Annotated in this window: 18 protein-coding genes; 2 read left to right on the top strand and 16 right to left on the bottom strand. The window is 60.1% G+C overall.

Annotated elements, in window-relative coordinates; translation table 11 throughout:
• Window positions 1-32 precede the first annotated feature (32 nt).
• The 12 genes from tilS to ruvC all read right to left on the bottom strand — a co-directional run bounded on the left by tilS (window position 33) and on the right by ruvC (window position 9,676).
• Window positions 33-1,292: a tRNA lysidine(34) synthetase TilS gene (gene tilS / locus ACXAH8_RS19155; protein WP_475220240.1), complete on the bottom strand. Its 1,260-nt coding sequence runs from the start codon at window positions 1,290-1,292 to the stop codon at window positions 33-35.
• Window positions 1,283-2,107 (bottom strand): tol-pal system protein YbgF, encoded by an 825-nt coding sequence (gene ybgF / locus ACXAH8_RS19150; RefSeq protein WP_475220239.1) that lies wholly within the window; start codon window positions 2,105-2,107, stop codon window positions 1,283-1,285. The genes tilS and ybgF overlap by 10 nt, the downstream gene beginning before the upstream one ends.
• Window positions 2,108-2,111: 4 nt before the next feature.
• On the bottom strand, window positions 2,112-2,618 hold the full coding sequence (gene pal, locus ACXAH8_RS19145; protein WP_170462258.1) for a peptidoglycan-associated lipoprotein Pal: 507 nt from the start codon (window positions 2,616-2,618) through the stop codon (window positions 2,112-2,114).
• An 84-nt stretch (window positions 2,619-2,702) separates the two neighbouring features.
• Entirely contained in the window at window positions 2,703-4,022 is a 1,320-nt protein-coding gene (gene tolB, locus ACXAH8_RS19140; protein ID WP_209254226.1) for a Tol-Pal system beta propeller repeat protein TolB, read from the bottom strand.
• The gene (locus tag ACXAH8_RS19135) at window positions 4,019-5,122 is read right to left on the bottom strand and encodes an energy transducer TonB (protein WP_475220238.1); all 1,104 of its coding nucleotides are present in this window, start codon (window positions 5,120-5,122) and stop codon (window positions 4,019-4,021) included. Before ACXAH8_RS19135 ends, tolB begins: the two co-directional genes overlap by 4 nt.
• A 15-nt stretch (window positions 5,123-5,137) precedes the next feature.
• Window positions 5,138-5,608 (bottom strand): protein TolR, encoded by a 471-nt coding sequence (gene tolR, locus ACXAH8_RS19130; protein ID WP_170701579.1) that lies wholly within the window; start codon window positions 5,606-5,608, stop codon window positions 5,138-5,140.
• Between the two features lie 2 nt (window positions 5,609-5,610).
• On the bottom strand, window positions 5,611-6,306 hold the full coding sequence (gene tolQ, locus ACXAH8_RS19125) for a protein TolQ (protein ID WP_170377803.1): 696 nt from the start codon (window positions 6,304-6,306) through the stop codon (window positions 5,611-5,613).
• 107 nt (window positions 6,307-6,413) lie between these two features.
• The gene (gene ybgC, locus ACXAH8_RS19120; protein WP_170472006.1) at window positions 6,414-6,797 is read right to left on the bottom strand and encodes a tol-pal system-associated acyl-CoA thioesterase; all 384 of its coding nucleotides are present in this window, start codon (window positions 6,795-6,797) and stop codon (window positions 6,414-6,416) included.
• The gene (locus ACXAH8_RS19115; protein WP_475220237.1) at window positions 6,794-7,417 is read right to left on the bottom strand and encodes a hypothetical protein; all 624 of its coding nucleotides are present in this window, start codon (window positions 7,415-7,417) and stop codon (window positions 6,794-6,796) included. The genes ybgC and ACXAH8_RS19115 overlap by 4 nt, the downstream gene beginning before the upstream one ends.
• 63 nt (window positions 7,418-7,480) lie before the next feature.
• The gene (ruvB, locus tag ACXAH8_RS19110; protein ID WP_170472009.1) at window positions 7,481-8,500 is read right to left on the bottom strand and encodes a Holliday junction branch migration DNA helicase RuvB; all 1,020 of its coding nucleotides are present in this window, start codon (window positions 8,498-8,500) and stop codon (window positions 7,481-7,483) included.
• Window positions 8,501-8,504: 4 nt separating this feature from the next.
• Window positions 8,505-9,182: a Holliday junction branch migration protein RuvA gene (ruvA, locus tag ACXAH8_RS19105; RefSeq protein WP_475220236.1), complete on the bottom strand. Its 678-nt coding sequence runs from the start codon at window positions 9,180-9,182 to the stop codon at window positions 8,505-8,507.
• Entirely contained in the window at window positions 9,179-9,676 is a 498-nt protein-coding gene (gene ruvC, locus ACXAH8_RS19100) for a crossover junction endodeoxyribonuclease RuvC (RefSeq protein WP_170659933.1), read from the bottom strand. Before ruvC ends, ruvA begins: the two co-directional genes overlap by 4 nt.
• A gap of 332 nt (window positions 9,677-10,008) precedes the next feature.
• Here ruvC and ACXAH8_RS19095 point away from each other — a divergent pair, with 332 nt between their 5' ends.
• Window positions 10,009-10,224: a DUF1127 domain-containing protein gene (locus ACXAH8_RS19095; RefSeq protein ID WP_170472013.1), complete on the top strand. Its 216-nt coding sequence runs from the start codon at window positions 10,009-10,011 to the stop codon at window positions 10,222-10,224.
• A gap of 98 nt (window positions 10,225-10,322) precedes the next feature.
• Here ACXAH8_RS19095 and ACXAH8_RS19090 read toward each other — a convergent pair whose 3' ends face one another.
• The 4 genes from ACXAH8_RS19090 to ACXAH8_RS19075 form a co-directional block, all read right to left on the bottom strand.
• Window positions 10,323-10,667: a hypothetical protein gene (locus ACXAH8_RS19090; protein ID WP_475220235.1), complete on the bottom strand. Its 345-nt coding sequence runs from the start codon at window positions 10,665-10,667 to the stop codon at window positions 10,323-10,325.
• A gap of 108 nt (window positions 10,668-10,775) precedes the next feature.
• A complete protein-coding gene (locus tag ACXAH8_RS19085; protein ID WP_475220234.1) occupies window positions 10,776-11,648 on the bottom strand; it encodes a 50S ribosomal protein L11 methyltransferase in 873 nt (290 codons plus the stop codon).
• A gap of 66 nt (window positions 11,649-11,714) precedes the next feature.
• On the bottom strand, window positions 11,715-12,947 hold the full coding sequence (locus ACXAH8_RS19080) for an MFS transporter (RefSeq protein ID WP_170477551.1): 1,233 nt from the start codon (window positions 12,945-12,947) through the stop codon (window positions 11,715-11,717).
• An 80-nt stretch (window positions 12,948-13,027) separates the two neighbouring features.
• Complete coding sequence (locus ACXAH8_RS19075) at window positions 13,028-15,223, bottom strand: primosomal protein N' (RefSeq protein WP_475220233.1); 2,196 nt, start codon at window positions 15,221-15,223, stop codon at window positions 13,028-13,030.
• A gap of 88 nt (window positions 15,224-15,311) precedes the next feature.
• On the opposite strand from ACXAH8_RS19075, the gene fsa reads away from it, so the two are divergent.
• Window positions 15,312-15,965 (top strand): fructose-6-phosphate aldolase, encoded by a 654-nt coding sequence (gene fsa, locus ACXAH8_RS19070; protein ID WP_475220232.1) that lies wholly within the window; start codon window positions 15,312-15,314, stop codon window positions 15,963-15,965.
• The last annotated feature ends 145 nt before the right edge of the window (window positions 15,966-16,110 follow it).

Here is a 16,110-nt window from a genome sequence, read left to right as displayed (position 1 = left end):
TACTTCTTAAAATAGAGAGGATTGGCTGAGGTTCAATGCGATAAAAAAGATGCGTGAAACTCGGGCCAATCAGGGGCCATATCAGCACTCCAACCATTGGCGAAACCGGCCAAGGGTGCGGCCTCAAGAGTGTCGCCCCTCCAAACCGCTGGGGACGCTTGCAAAGCAAGCCGGGGACGCCCCGTGGCACGCCAGTCTGGCAGCATCTGTAAACCGTTTTCACCAAGAGCCCGAATCTCCGTCCCCGGAATATCGGGGCCGGACAACACCCATCGCGCGTCCCATGTACCCGTGATTTTCGCGATCAGGCCGTCAACCGCGTTGAACTCCCTGCAGATCCACTGTTTTTCTGCCTTTGAAAACAGCAAACAGCCCCCAATTGCGGCAGGACCCCCGTTCAGAATGGCCAGCAACGCCTGATCCACAGTCGATTGGCGCGGCGGGTAGCCGGGGCCCGCGATCCATGAAACAGCGCCAACCAGAACCCTACGCCGGATTTCTTCAGGCAGCGCGGCGAAGCCCTCGCGATCCAGCACAACGGACCCGGCATCGACCGTAGCTACCCGTTGGGCGGAGTCCTGCGCATAGCGTTCTAGCGCCTCACGCGCTTGTGTAAGGTTGTCGGCGACACGCGTCAGGGTTTCGGCCGATATGCCTAGCGGTTCCAGATCAGACACGGCTTGCCGCGCCTTGATCCGGCCAAAGCGTGTATCCTGATTCGAGGGGTCCTCGACCCACTGCGCGCCGATCTCGGTCAAATAGGCCCGCAGCCTGTCTCGAGTGATCCCTAGCATAGGGCGCAACAGGTCGATCCCATCGTGGATTCGACTGCTTGGCATACCCGACAGTCCCGTCACCCCGGCCGAACGGGCCAGTCGCATAAGAAGTGTTTCGGCCTGATCATCCGCCGTATGGCCCAATGCAATGGTGCTGATGTCGTTGCTCTTCGCCCACTCGGTCAGCAAGGCATACCGCGCCTGCCGGGCCTGATCCTGCAGATTGCCTAAGCCATTCCACCCCTGCCACTGCAAAATTTCGTGGGGGATACCTAACGCGGCCGCCTGCTTTGCAACCGTTCGGGCCTCATCCACCGACTCGGCGCGCAAACCGTGGTCGACCGTGGCGGCGAACAGTTCCACCCCCTCATCCGACGCAATGCGGTGCAAAAGGTGCATCAGGGCAACCGAGTCCCCTCCGCCCGAGACCGCGATGCTCAGACGCTCCGGCAAACGTTCAGGCAACCGGGCGCGCAGATCGGATGTCAGTTTGTCGAGTGGCGGGGTCAAGAACACCCCAAGGAGGCCATTTCCTGCACCGCACTTGAGGCTTGACCCGAGGACGGGAAGCGCACGCCAACCTCGGACAAGGTTATGCAGGCTTGATCGGTCTGTCCCAAACGACCCAAAGCTGCGCCAAGTTCAAACAGCGCCTCGGGGGCCACGGCACCTTCGGAATCTCCCGTGAAGCTGGCGAGGAATGCACGTGCGGCCTCGCGCGTATCCCCGAGCCCTTCGAGCGCTTTGCCACGGTTCAAATGCGCCTCGGGCGCAAGCGGGCTGCCGGGATAAGAGGTGTCGAATTGTGCGAACATCGTCGCAGCAGTCTGGAAATCACCATCGGCCAATGCTTGCGACGCATCATCAAAATCCGCTCGCTCGCCGACGGCCAGCTCGCCTTGGTCCGAAGTGTTCGGTTCCGTTGGAGCGGGTGTGATGGCAGCGGTGGATTCCCCTTCGCCACCTAAGGTGGAGGTCTCATCCAGTGTCGACAAATCGCCACCTTCCAGCTCAACCAGTCGGAATTCAAGATCTCCGATCCGGTTGGTGCCGTCGGTCACGATGTTCTGAACGCGCTGGTTCAACTGCTCGGTCTGACGGGTCAGGCGCTGCAGTTCGGCCTCAATCGCATCCACACGTTCAAGGATCGAGCTGCCAGACAGGTTCGGCGCGGGAGAGCCGGTAGTCGAAAACTCACGCTTCAGGCGCTGTATCTCTACATGAAGCACGGTCAGCTCCTGCCGGATATCCGCCAGGGTCTGCTGATCCTGCGCTTGCGCCACGCCCGCTGTTGCCACAACTGCGGCCAGAACCCATCCTGCAACTCTCATCGTCTTACCCCAAGGTTGAACCAGTCAGCACCGTCACCGCGCGGCGGTTTTTGGAATAGCAATCTTCGGTGCTGCAAATCTCGATCGGGCGTTCTTTGCCGAAGCTGACCGTCGTCAGACGATTGCCTGCGACCCCACGCGAAATCAGGTATTCACGCGCCGCATTGGCCCGGCGTGCGCCCAGCGCAAGGTTGTATTCCCGCGTGCCCTGCTCATCCGCGTGACCTTCGATGGTTGCCACGTAATCCGGGTTGGCCAGCAGCCATTCCGCCTGCCCTTGCAAAACGGTCTGCGCCTGCGGCGACAGGGTGGACTGATCAACCGCGAACAGAACACGATCCCCGACCGTCTGCTGGAAATACGCGGGCGAGCGCGGATCACTAGGAGAACCCGCAACGATCGAGCCGCTACCACCAGCGCCGCTGCCACCCAAAGCCGAAGGATCATTGTTGGTACAGGCCGCGACCACGCTCAGCGCGCCCAAGGCCAGGATTTTGCCCAATACGTTCATCTCAAGTGCCTCGTTGTTTTGTTTGTTGCCGCCTGTCTATCACAGCGACGGTTTCTTGTGAACTTTGCCGCGTAGTGGCGGCGATCAATTCTGCAATGGCCCCCAGGACGGGTCGCTGCCGCCATCCGGCGTCCGCACGGGGCGCAGGTTCCGACCCGAGATATCCACGGAATAGAGCGTCGCCCGACCGCTTGCGCCTTGCGTTTCGCGGGTGAACATGATGACGCGGCCGTTTGGCGACCAGGTCGGACCTTCGTCCAGGAAGGACGATGTCAGCAGGCGTTCCTCACTGCCATCGGTGCGCATCACTCCGATATGGAAGCGGCCTTTGTTTTGCTTGGTGAAGGCAATCAGATCACCACGCGGCGACCAGACCGGCGTACCATACCGCCCCTGCCCAAAGCTGATCCGCGTCGCTTCGCCTCCGTTTGCCGCCATCACGTAAAGCTGCGGCGTACCCGAGCGGTCGCTTTCAAACACGATCTGACTGCCATCCGGCGAATAGCTGGGCGCGGTTTCAATCGCAGGCGTGTTGGTCAGGCGCGTACTCTGACCCGAGGCCAGATCCATCCGCCACAGATCGGTGTTGCCACCCTGAATCAGCGAATACACAATCGACCGCCCGTCCGGCGAAAAACGCGGAGAAAAGCTCATAGTGCCGTCTTGCGTTCGCAGCTCGCGCCGCTGCACACGACCGACATCCAGAATGTAGATCCGCGGGCTACCGCTTTCGTAGCTGGTATAGAGCAGTTGCTCGCCTGTTGGCGAAAAGCGCGGGGCCAGAACGATGGCCGCGCTATCCGTCATGTACTGAACATTGGCCCCGTCATAATCCATGATCGCCAGACGCTTGAGGCGCTGATCCTTGGGGCCGCTTTCTGACACGAACGCAACGCGGCTGTCGAAATAGGCGCCCTCGCCCGTAATCCGGCTATAGACCTGATCGGCAACCTTGTGCGCCATGCGCCGCCAGCCATCCGTGGTGCCCGCCAGCTGCAGGCCGTTCCCAAGCTCCTGCCCCGAGAACACGTCCCAGACCCGGAACCGAACCGTCAGCCGCTTGCCCGAGACATTCACCGCCCCTGTCACCAATGCCTGTGCGTTGATCGCTTTCCAATCGGCAAACTGGACCGGAGCGTCAAAGCTGCTGACCCGGCTGATAAACGCGTCCGATGAGATTTCGCGGAACAACCCCGTTCCGGTCAGATCCGCCGCAACCACACGCGAGATATCGTTGGCGAACTGCGTCGCTGCCGGGCCGTCGGGCACAAAGTTGGGAACCGCAAAGGGCATCGGCTCGATGATGCCTTCGTCGATTTCCAACCGCAGGGGGCTGTTCTGAGCGTAAACCGGGGCCGACACCAGGGTCAGCCCAAGAAAGAGGCTGGTCAGAAGTTTCATCATTTGATCCGCATCCTCTCGGGATTGAATGTAATCTCAATATCCTGCCAGTGATCGTATTTGTCAGCAGGCAGATCATATCCACGCGCGCCACAGCGCAAAATTGCGCGTCGGGCCGCCTGATAGGCTTGATTTTCGGCTCCCGTTGCACCGCCAGAGCTATTCAGCAAACGAATGCTCTCGCTGATAATCGTGCCATCACGATTGAGCGAGAACGCAACCGTCACCACGACGTTCAGTGCGTCGGTCGATAGTGATCCCACATTCCAGCACCGCGAGACCGCAACGCGCATCGCATCCTTTTCACCACTGGTGAGCGGCGGGCCGGATGGTTCAGTTCCACCCGCCAAGGCTTCGGACAACGCGTCATTGATGGCGTCACTATTGTCCGGCGCAGGCATTGGCGAGGGGGTTTCCGGGGCCGGTTCCGGAGTTTCTGCAACCTCAGGCGCAGGTTCAGGACGGTTGGGCCGCACACGCGGACGCGGAGAAATCAGAGGTGCTGGCTCGTTGGTCTCCTCGGCCTCAGTCACGATCTCTGGCGCAGCTTCTTCAGGGGCCGTCTGATCTTGTTGCTCCTGCTGCGTCTCTGCGCCTTCGTCCAGTGAGACGGGGGGCGTTTCCACCTCGTCCGGTTCAGCCTCGGGCGGAGGCGGCGCGATGGCCTCGGGGGCGACACGCTCAGCCGGGCTGGGTTGCGCTTCAGGTCCCGGCGGCACCGGCAAGGCGGCCGTTTCCGGTTCCGTCAATGTCGGAGGTTCTTCGGGCAACTCAGGCTCAGGTGGAACCTCGACCGTTTCGGGGACAATCTCAGGCTCCGGCTCTGCGGGCGTCACCGGTTCAGGACGTGGTTGTTCTTCCGGTGTCACCTCGGGGGTGCTGACCTCAGGTTCCGGCGCGTCGGGTTGTTCCAGAGTACCCGGAGACTCCGGCAGCTCAGGCGCGTCGCGTTGCGCCGTGAGCGCTGCGAATTGCTCAGCCGAAATCACGGAAACATCCTGCACTTGTGTCGGCAGCGGCTCGGATCGGAAGGTGCCGCCGAACAACGCCCAGCCGATCAGGCTGACATGCGCAATCGCTGAAATCTTGGTGCCGGTATCCACCGCGCGACCCCACCTTTACCCATCGTCCAGCGTCGGCCCGCCGGTATCCGTCACCAGACCCACATTCGAAAACCCGCCCGCATTCAGCGCGCCCATAACCTGCATCACCTCCGCGTAGGGGATCGCCCCATCCGCTCGCAGGAAGACTCGGTCACTGCTGCGCTCTGCCGCGATGGCGCGCAAACGTCCAATCAGCTCGTCGCGCGCGATATCCGTGGTCTGGATCTGAATACGGCCATCGGCGGTCAGCGTGACGGTCAGTGGCTCCTCGCTGTCGCCAGGCAAGGCGCTTGCGGCAGTCTTGGGCAGATCGACCGGCACCCCAACGGTCAGCAGAGGCGCTGCGACCATGAAGATGATCAACAGCACCAGCATGACGTCGACAAACGGCGTGACGTTGATCTCAGCCATCGGCTGAGCGCGACCGCGCCGGCGTCCGCGCCTACGTCCGTTCCCGCCCGAGCTTTGCTGAACCGCTGCCCCCATGGTTAGCTGTCCAACTGGCGGGACAGGATGGTGGCGAACTCATCGGCAAAGGCCTCATAGCCTCCAACGATCCGGTCACTATCCGCGCTGAGCTTATTGTAGAAAATCACTGCCGGGATCGCGGCCAGCAGGCCAAGACCAGTGGCCAACAGTGCCTCGGCAATGCCGGGGGCCACAACGGCGAGGTTTGTGTTCTGCTGCTCGGCAATCTCGATAAAGGCGTTCATGATGCCCCAAACCGTACCGAACAGACCAATGAACGGAGCGGTTGAACCGACAGTCGCCAGGATCGGCAGACCTTTCTGCAGCGTCTCCGCCTCCTTTGCGATGGCCACATCCATGGACCGGTCGATACGAGCCGTCGCCCCGGCGATCAAACCGCCATCTGTGCGGTGCGACCTGCGCCATTCGATCATGCCGGCCGCAAAAATCTTCTCGGAACTGCCATCGGGCTGCGAGCCGATCTGCTCAAACAGCTCATCCAGCGGGTTCCCAGACCAAAAGCTCTCATCAAACTTCTGCGCTTCACGTCGGGCCGCACGGTAGTTGATGAGTTTCTGAATGATGATGCCCCAAGACCAGATCGACGCCGCTATCAGCATCAGCATCACGAGTTTTACGATAAAGGTCGCGCGGGCATACAGCCCCCACATGGAGAAATCGATCTCCTGCGCCAGCGCCAGCGTTTCAGCTTCCATGAACCTGCTCTTTTTTGCCTGATGGCCGTTTGTTTGGCCTTGTTTTGCCAAACGCTAACGCAGTTGGGGTTGAAAAGCCAACAGAACCACCCCGGGCTGCGAAAATGTTACATCAATGCGCGAATCTCTGCCGGGAGGCGGATCGGTTTGCCGTCTTTATTGATGCAAACCGCCGTGACCGAAGCGCGGAAAATATCAGTCTCACCCCGTTTCACAAGCTGCGCCATGGTCAGGCGCACGCCGGAAATCTCGGTCACTTCTGTTTCGACGATCAGTTCGTCATCAAACTTGGCGGGCGACAGGTAGTCCGCCTCGACCCGTCGTACGACCCAGACGATCCCCTCATCCCGCATGGCGTTCTGGTCATTGCCCAAACGGCGCACCCAGTCCGAGCGCGCACGTTCGATGTAGCGCAGATAGTTCGCGTGATAGACGACACCGCCCATGTCGGTGTCTTCATAGTAAACGCGAACCGGAAAGATGTGCTTCATTGCGGCGGCTCCAACCGGGCAAACAGGCGTAACGCGTGCGAAGCATCCTGCGCCGCCCCCGGCAAGATCGGATCGTAAGCGGCCCGGATCAGGCCTGCAATATCCGGACGCAGGATCGTCGCCTCACCCGCCACAGCCAGAGGCGATTGCTTTCGAAACGCCGTATCCGACCACAGCAGAATGGTCTGCACCACTTGACTAAGCGCCAGAGTCTCGGCCGGGACTTTGGACAGTTCTTTGTCCATGCGTAGAAATACAAAGGCCGCGCGGATCGCGCCATCTTCTTCGAACCGGAAGATGCGGTATTGATTGGCATCCGCTGCAACCAGACGCTCAACCAAAGGCGCAAGATCGGGGACAAGACGATCCAGATCCGGAACCTCAAGCAACTCCTGCCAGTCGCGGAAGAAAAAGACCATGCAATTGGCGCCCAGCTCTGGGTCCGTTTCGGCCATCTTGTGACCGGCCAGTGTCACCACGGCCTCGAACGCGCCTTTGACGGTTGCCAGCGTCTCATCCTCGACACCGAAAACGATCGGTACGATGGGGCGACCCCACCGCGCAAACAGGAACTCTCCGCTTTCGCGCGCAAACAGCGCCTCGATCTCGTCCGGTGTCACGCCCAGCCTTTCATCATTTTAACAATGCTCTCACCGAAGGCTTAAAATTTCTGGGTGATGCCTTCAACCAAACAGATCACTCTGACCTTTTGGTGCCGCCATGCCCAAATGCGTCCACGCCTTTTGTGCCAACATCCGCCCGCGCGGCGTGCGCTGGATCAGCCCCTGCTGCAGCAAATAGGGCTCGATCACTTCCTCAAGCGAGTCGCGACTTTCCGATAAGGCCGCCGACATCGTCTCAATCCCAACCGGACCACCGCCATAGTTCTCAGCGACCAGTTTCAGATACCGACGGTCCGCGCCGTCCAACCCGAGATGATCCACACCCAAGCGGGTCAGCGCGCCATCGGCCAATTCGCGCGTAATCCGCCCGTCACCCTCGACGATGGCAAAATCCACCACGCGCCGCAGCAAACGACCTGCGATCCGAGGCGTCCCTCGCGACCTGCGCGCAATTTCACGCGCGCCGTCGTCGTCTGCTGGCGCACCAAGTTTGCGTGCGTTGCGGGTGACGATCTCGTGCAACTCATCGACTGTGTAGAACTGCAACCGGGTCGGGATACCAAAACGGTCGCGCAGCGGCGTGGTCAGCAGACCCATCCGCGTGGTGGCTCCAACCAACGTAAACGGCTGCAATTCAATCCGAACGGTCCGCGCTGCTGGACCTTCACCAATGACCAGATCGAGTTCGAAATCCTCCATCGCAGGATAGAGAACTTCCTCAACCGCCGGGTTCAAGCGATGGATTTCGTCGATAAATAACACATCCCGCGCTTCCAGATTGGTCAGGATCGCCGCCAGATCACCTGCCTTGGCCAGAACTGGACCAGAGGTCATACGGAAATTCACCCCAAGCTCGCGCGCCATGATCTGCGCCAGCGTCGTCTTCCCCAAACCCGGCGGACCATGGAACAGCGTATGATCCATCGCCTCGCCGCGCTGTCGGGCGGATTGGATGAAGATACGCAGGTTTGCACGCGCCTCGGCCTGACCGATGAACTCATCCAGCCCCTGCGGGCGTAGGGCGCGGTCATTGTCCTCGGGCAGAGGGTCCGGCCGCAGCGTGGGATCGGCGTCTACCATTCAATCACCCTTTCGGAGCCAGCAGCTTGAGCGCCGCGCGGATCAATTCAGCCTCACCCGCGTCGGGCAGATTGGCCGCGGCCTCCGCCACGGCCGAGGCCGCCTCGGATGGGCCATATCCCAGATTCGACAAGGCCGACAACGCCCCCGCGGAGGCCGCTGCCGACCCCGAGGCCGGTTTTGCGGTCCGTTTCGGCGCTGGCTGCGGCTCGACGGTCTCAACAACTTCCAACGCGGGGCCGTCCGTCGCCTCGGTCACGGTGCCGCCCATCGCCATAACCCCCGGCGCCTTGTCCTTAAGGTCCAGCACGATGCGCTGCGCGGTCTTCGGGCCCACACCCTTGGCAGCCTTCACCGCACCCCAATCGCCCAAAGCGATCGCGCGGCTTACACCATCCGGCCCCAACGCGCTGAGAATGGCCAGCGAGACCTTGGCCCCGACGCCCTGAACCGAACACAGCAACCGATGCCATTCTTTCTCGATCAGTGAGAGAAACCCGTAGAGCTGCATCAGATCTTCACGCACGACCATGTCGGTATAGATCGAGACCGCCTCACCCACACCCGGCAAGGCAGCCATGGTCCTGTCCGAGCAATAGACGATGTAACCCACGCCCCGCACGTCGATCAGGATGTGGTCTGCGGCGCGATAGTCCAGACGCCCTGTCAGTTTACCGATCATGCCCTCACCTCTTTCACACGCGGCTGTTGTGTCTTGCCGTAATACGCATGACAGATCGCAATCGCCAATGCATCCGCTGCATCCGCGCCTTTAGGCAGACAACCCGGTAGTTGCAGTTTAACCATGTGCAGGACCTGCTCTTTCTCGGCATGCCCAACGCCAACGACGGTTTTCTTGACCCGGTTCGGGGCATATTCGCCCACCGGCAGCCCGGCCTGCGCCAGCGTCAGCAAGGCCACGCCACGCGCCTGACCGAGTTTGAGCGTCCCGGCACCATCCTTGTTCACGAAAGTCTGCTCAATCGCAGCTTGGTCGGGCCTAAATTCGGCGATGACCTCGACAATCTGATTGTGCAGAGACAGCAGCCGCTCACCCAGATCATCCCCGTCAGATTTGCACAAACCGTTCGAAACGTGGCTCAAACGGCTGCCATTTGATTCGATGACGCCCCATCCCATGGTCCTAAGACCCGGATCAATGCCCAGAATTCGCATGCTTCGCCTCAGCCCGCTCGGGTTTTGTGATCTTTTTTCAACGGATAGCACGAAGCGTGAACATTTTCCAAGCGAATTGACCCTAAGTCTGAAAACGACACGGCAATCCTGCGCGCGACACAAAGGGCGGTTTGCGACTTCGGAAAGTCTGAAATCGACACTTTTATGAACCCGTTTTAACCATGTTTTTAAGGTGCCTACAGAATCAGCAAGCGTTGCAAAAACTGCATAGGACACATGCAAAAAACGCTATTGCGCGGGCAAATCTTCGACACTAGATGCCGCTCAGATCGCAAGATCAAATGTTCACACAAACCAGAAGGAAACAGGATATGGCTGCACTGGACTCGACCCGCATCGCCACCACTGGCTCATTCGGCCTCGTTGGCCGTATCGGCGCATTTTTCACATCGGTTGCACATGCCGCCGTCGATTGGAATGACGCCCGCGTAACACGCAACGTGCTGACCGGTCTGAGCGACCGCGAACTGGATGATATCGGCCTGTGCCGCGGCGACATCGACGTGATCGCCGAAGGCCGCCGGTAAAACGACCCCCTCACGATACGCCCCTTTCTCCTCCCTGTAGGGGCGCAAAGAAACACCGCGAGCCGAAAGGCCGCGGTGTCTTCTGTTTCAGCTTGTGCTTAGTAGAGAACTTTGTTGAGCTGAACCGAGAGGAACTGTGAAACCGGGTCGATCTGCATGATCCAAGCGCCTGCCTGTTCGACTTGGGTGCCTTCTTTCAGGCTGTCGATGCGGTATTGATATCCTGAGGGACCAAGGCTGGACAAAAGAAACGCCTTGAAGGCAAAAACCGCAAGCAGGGTAGACACCAATACTTTAGCCGGAACCGCTGAGCGAACCCTTTGCGGCTTCATCACCACCAAGCCATCTTTGCGCATCGTTGCGCGATAGCCTTTGCTGAGCTTCGAGTGCTTCTTGTTCAGGCGCTGAACGCGCTGATCAAATTCCAGTTGTTTTCCCGCCATGGCAGCCTCCACAAAACCGCCCCCCATCAAAATGATTAAAAAAGGGTAAGCATAGATTGCGACAAAAACGTGGCGCGACTCTAGAAAACTCCTGTAAATGGCCCCGATTTAGCCCTGTTTACTTAAGATTAGCGTCGTCCATTCACCAATCTCACCTCGATGGTGCAGATTGAAGCCATTCTGGGAATAAACATTCACCACATCATCGGCCTGTTCGTTCAGGATTCCCGACAGGATTGCATAGCCCTCAGCCCGGAGATTCGCCGAGATTTCCGGCGACAGAGCGACCAGCGGACCCTTCAGGATGTTGGCGAAAATCAGATCATAAGGCGCATGGGCGTTCAGGTCCGGATGATCGAAGCCAGCGGCCTCGACACAGTGAACTTGGCCGGACATGCCATTGGCCTTCAGGTTGGCTTCGGCCACATCGACGGCAACCTGATCAATATCACTTGCGATGATGTCCCCTTCCCAAACGCGCGCAGCCGCCATGGCCAGTACCGCAGTTCCACATCCGATATCGGCGACCTTGCTGGCCAAGAACCCTTCGTCCAGTAACTGATCCAGCGCCTTCAGACAGCCCAGAGTGGTTCCGTGGTGTCCGGTGCCAAAGGCCATCGCGGCCTCGATCAACAGGGGGATACGGCCTTCGGGTAGCTTGTCAGCGTCGTGGCTGCCATAGACAAAGAAACGACCTGCCTCGACAGGGGCCAGTTCTCGACGCACATGGGCGACCCAATCGGTTTCGGGCAGCTCGGACACCACAAAGGGCTTGGCCTCAAAAGCCGCGGCCAGAACGGCCAGCGCCATCTCATCAGGGGCTTCGGTGAAATACCCACCAACCTCCCACAGGCCCGAGCCATCTTCGACTTCAAAAACGCCAACGCCAGTGGGTTCGGGATCCAGACGCTCCATCGCTTCGCCAAGAACTTCGGCGGGTTTCTTGCCGGTCAGCGTGGTAAGAGCGGTGAATGTGGGCATGGGGGCCTCCTGTCTGGGTCAAGACAGCGCGTAGGGCGTGGGCCCGCCAAGGTCAAGCTCTTGCGCCTATTCGGCGGGTGCCGGCGCGTATTTGGTCAGGATGGTCTCATTGCCCGGCTCAGGATGGCGCGGGATCAACAGAGACAGAGCAAGCGAGATCATCGCCATTGCCGCCGCCAGCGCAAACACCGCACCGGGTGAGGCCACCCAAAGCAACCCAAGCAGCGCGGGAAGGAACACCGCGGCGATATGGTTGATGGTAAACGCCACAGCGGCCGTCGGTGCGATATCGGCCGGATCGGCGATTTTCTGGAAGTAGGTTTTCAGGGCCAAAGCCAGTGCGAACAGCACATGGTCGATCACATAGAGGGTCGCCGCCAGAACCACGCCCCACCCAAACCAGTAGATTCCACCATAGGCCGCGAAAACAATCGCCAGCCCGGCATATTCGAAGATCAATGTCCGGCGTTCGCCAAATTTGGACACCGCTTTGCCCAGCATCGGAGCCGCCGCCATATTGATCACAAGGTTGATCAGATACAGGCTGGTGAGTTCGTGCACCTCGAACCCAAATTTCTCAACCATCATGAAGCCCGCGAACACCACAAAGATCTGGCGGCGCGCGCCCGCCATGAATTGTAGCGCGTAATACAGCCAATAGCGTTTGCGCAGGATCAGCTTCTTGGTCTGAGGCGTCGGCGCGTCGAATTGCGGATAGGCCAGCAGGCAAAACAGAGCCAACAGCGCCGTCGCACCGCCCGCCATCATGAAGACGAAGTTATAGGACAGGTCGAACCGATCCCAGGTCAGGACGATCAACCCATAGACCACTGCCGTCGCCGCCGAGCCCATCGCCACAAGCCATCCCAGAATCTGTGGCGCACGGTCCTTTGGTAGCCATTGCAACTGCAACGACTGGTTGACCGTCTCGTAGTAGTGAAATCCGATCGAGCTAAAGAGCGTTACGAATAGCAGCCCACCAAGGCTTGGGAACCATGCAGTCACCGCCGTCGCCACGCCCAGCATCATCAGCGAGATCATGGCCAGAACCTGTTCCCGCACAAAGATGATCACAGCGATCACACCTACGGCTAGAAAACCCGGTATTTCCCGCACCGTGTGCAGCAAGCCGATATCCGCGCCATCGAAATTCGCCACTTCGATGACGAAGTTGTTCAACAGCGCGCTCCACCCATTGAACGCAATGGGCATAGTCAGCGCCATCATGAACAGCAGCGTGATCGGGCGACGCCAAAACGGCAGGCTTTGCGCCTCGGAAAGTGGCATTGGTTTCAACATGCGACTCCCTCTACGCCGATTTTTGCGCTTTGGCGAGAGGAGAGATCCCGGCGCACATCCGCTCTGCGCCTATGCAGAGGTTAGTAGAAGTTCTGCGGGTCGATATCGACGGTCAGGCGGATATCCCCTTTCAGGCGCAGAGGCGCGATCCAGCGGGCGATGGCGTCCTGAATGGGCGCACCCTTGGGGGCCTTGACCAAAAGGCGTACGCGATGCCTGCCCCGGATGCGGGCAATCGGCGCAGGGGCAGGACCAAAGACCTGAGCGCCAATCTCGCGCAGCGGCGCATCATTGCGCGCCATCGCATTGCCGATATCAAAGACCGGAGCGACCTCGGGGCCAGACAGCACGATCCCCGCCATGCGCCCATAGGGCGGCACACCAGCGGCCTGTCGACCAGCGGCCTCGGCTTTCCAGAAGCCTTCTTCATCACCCGATAGAATGGCGCGGATCACCGGATGCTCGGGCTGAAACGTCTGCAACAGCGCCTGCCCCGGCTTATCCGCGCGCCCCGCACGCCCCGCCACCTGTCGCATCAGTTGAAACGTCCGTTCTGCCGCGCGCAAATCTGCGCCATGCAGGCTGAGATCGGCATCAATGACCCCCACCAGCGTCAGCCTGGGAAAGTTGTGCCCCTTGGCCACCAGCTGCGTGCCGATGACGATATCCGCATCCCCGTCGGCGATCTCTTCGATCTTGGCCTTCAACGCACGGGCCGAGCCGAACAAGTCGGAGCTGAGCATTGCGATCTTGGCCTCGGGGAAAGTCGCCTCGGCCTCTTCCGCCAGCCGTTCGATCCCCGGGCCGACCGGGGCCAGTTTCCCTTCGACCCCGCAAGACGGGCAAGTATCTGGCATCGGTTTGGTCTCGCCGCATTGATGGCACATCAGGCGCTTGAGGAACCGGTGCTCGACCATCCGCGCGTCGCAGTGATCGCAGGCAATCTGTTCCCCACAAGCCCGGCACAAGGTCACCGGCGCATAGCCCCGGCGATTTATGAACAGCAGTGTCTGTTCACCCTTTTCGATCCGCTGCCGCACCGCCTGCCGCAAGGACGGAGAAATCCACGTCCCGGTCTGCATTTGCTCGGCCCGCATATCGATCGGTTTCATCTCGGGCAGCACCGCTGCCCCGAAGCGTGAGGTCAGATCCAGCCGCTCATACTTGCCCGCCTCGGCATTGGCCCAGCTTTCCAACGAGGGCGTCGCGCTAGCCAGAATCACTCGCCCGCCGCAAATGGCCGAGCGCAGAACCGCCATGTCTCGCGCGCTATAGTGCACGCCGTCTTCCTGTTTATATGAGGTGTCGTGTTCCTCATCGACCACAACCAAGCCCAAATCACGGAATGGCAGGAACAGGGCCGAGCGCGCGCCCACCACCAGTTGCGCATCACCCTGCCCGACCATCCGCCAGACCCGGCGACGTTCGGTCATCGTGGCCCCTGAGTGCCACTCGGCTGGGCGGGCACCAAACCGGGCCTCGACTCGGGTCAGGAATTCGGCCGTCAGTGCAATTTCGGGCAGCAGAACCAGCGCTTGTCGCCCCATGCGCAATGCTTCGGCGACGGCTTCAAGATAGACCTCGGTCTTGCCCGAACCCGTCACACCTTTTAGCAGCGTTGTACCGTAGGTGCCCGTCCGCTGGCCCGCCTGCAGACGCGCCACGGCCGCCGCCTGGTCTTCGGTCAAGTCTTTACCGGGCAACTCGGGATCGAGATGAGGATAGGGTAGATCGCGTGGGCTGTCCTCTTCCCGAACAGCGCCCAGTTTGACCAACCCTTTGACGACAGAGGTGGTTACCCCGGCCTGCTCGGCCAGTTCCTTCAAGGTGAAGGCCAGCCCGCCATATTCTTTCAACACCTCAAGCACCCGGGTGCGTGCATCGGTCATCCGGTCCGGTTCAGACGCACCCAACCGGTAGACCTTGCGCATCGAGGGCGGATCCCCCAAGCCCGGCGCGCGAGTCGCAAGCCGCAGCATCGCAGGCATCGGAGTCAGCGTGTAGTCCGCTACCTTTCCCAGAAACACCCGCATCTCGTCGCGCATGGGCGCAACTTCAAGCACCCGGATCACGGACCGTGCTTTGGTCAAATCGAACCCGCCCTGCCCCGGCCCCCAGACCACGCCCAGCACCTTGCGCGGCCCCAATGGCACCTCGACAAACGCACCCAGAAAGCACCCGCCCTCGGGCGCTTTGTAGTCCAACGTCCGATCCAGAGGTTGCGTGGTCAACACTGCAACCAGCTCTCCTTCGTCGAAAAATCCGTTAGCGCTCACAGCATATCCTATGCAGGGGGTTCCAGCAGGGGTCTCTTTGAGGTAAAGCCATCCGCGACCAAGGCCAACCCATCAAAGGACTGCCCGCATGAAATTCTTCGTAGACACCGCCGAGATCGACGCCATTGCCGAACTGAACGACCTGGGCATGGTGGACGGCGTCACCACCAACCCTTCGCTGATCCTGAAATCAGGCCGCGACATTCTGGAAGTCACCAAAGAGATCTGTGATTTGGTCGAAGGCCCTGTGTCCGCCGAAGTTGTCGCCACCGAGGCCGACGACATGATCGCCGAAGGCCGCAAGTTGGCCAAGATCGCCCCGAACATCGCGGTCAAAGTACCACTGACATGGGCCGGCCTGAAAACCTGTAAAACCCTCAGCGACGAAGGCCAGATGGTCAATGTGACGCTGTGCTTCTCGACCAACCAGGCTCTTTTGGCAGCCAAGGCGGGCGCAACCTTCATCTCGCCCTTCATTGGCCGTCTCGATGACATCAACCTCGACGGCATGGACCTGATCGCCGATATCCGTCAGGTCTATGACAATTACGGGTTCGAGACCGAAATCCTCGCTGCCTCGATCCGCACCGTGAATCACGTGACCGACAGCGCGCGCATCGGTGCCGACGTGATCACCGCACCGCCCGCCGTCATCAAGAAGCTGGCCGACCACCCGCTGACAGATAAAGGTCTGGAAACCTTCCTGGCAGACTGGGCCAAAACCGGTCAGAAAATCCTCTGACCCTTTGCACGACCGCGGGGGGGGGGAAAGGAACAAAAGGGGGAAAAACGTGGGGGGGTGGGGTCTGGGTCGCGGAAAAAAAAAGAGGGGGGGGCGGGAACAAGGCAAAAAAAAAACCACACAAAAACGGAGTTTTTGCAACAGA

The sequence above is a fragment of the Ruegeria sp. ABV3_008 genome (genome assembly GCF_056161185.1).
This window is presented reverse-complemented; position numbering and strand designations above follow the sequence as displayed.

Bases quoted from the DNA above. Each gene is read 5' to 3' on its own strand.
- ACXAH8_RS19085 (WP_475220234.1), bottom strand. From the start codon at position 11,648: ATGCCCACATTCACCGCTCTTACCACGCTGACCGGCAAGAAACCCGCC.
- ybgF (WP_475220239.1), bottom strand. From the start codon at position 2,107: ATGAGAGTTGCAGGATGGGTTCTGGCCGCAGTTGTGGCAACAGCGGGC.
- ACXAH8_RS19090 (WP_475220235.1), bottom strand. From the start codon at position 10,667: ATGGCGGGAAAACAACTGGAATTTGATCAGCGCGTTCAGCGCCTGAAC.
- tolR (WP_170701579.1), bottom strand. From the start codon at position 5,608: ATGGGGGCAGCGGTTCAGCAAAGCTCGGGCGGGAACGGACGTAGGCGC.
- ACXAH8_RS19095 (WP_170472013.1), top strand. From the start codon at position 10,009: ATGGCTGCACTGGACTCGACCCGCATCGCCACCACTGGCTCATTCGGC.
- ruvA (WP_475220236.1), bottom strand. From the start codon at position 9,182: ATGATCGGTAAACTGACAGGGCGTCTGGACTATCGCGCCGCAGACCAC.
- pal (WP_170462258.1), bottom strand. From the start codon at position 2,618: ATGAACGTATTGGGCAAAATCCTGGCCTTGGGCGCGCTGAGCGTGGTC.
- ruvC (WP_170659933.1), bottom strand. From the start codon at position 9,676: ATGCGAATTCTGGGCATTGATCCGGGTCTTAGGACCATGGGATGGGGC.
- tolQ (WP_170377803.1), bottom strand. From the start codon at position 6,306: ATGGAAGCTGAAACGCTGGCGCTGGCGCAGGAGATCGATTTCTCCATG.
- tolB (WP_209254226.1), bottom strand. From the start codon at position 4,022: ATGATGAAACTTCTGACCAGCCTCTTTCTTGGGCTGACCCTGGTGTCG.
- ACXAH8_RS19080 (WP_170477551.1), bottom strand. From the start codon at position 12,947: ATGTTGAAACCAATGCCACTTTCCGAGGCGCAAAGCCTGCCGTTTTGG.
- fsa (WP_475220232.1), top strand. From the start codon at position 15,312: ATGAAATTCTTCGTAGACACCGCCGAGATCGACGCCATTGCCGAACTG.
- ruvB (WP_170472009.1), bottom strand. From the start codon at position 8,500: ATGGTAGACGCCGATCCCACGCTGCGGCCGGACCCTCTGCCCGAGGAC.
- ybgC (WP_170472006.1), bottom strand. From the start codon at position 6,797: ATGAAGCACATCTTTCCGGTTCGCGTTTACTATGAAGACACCGACATG.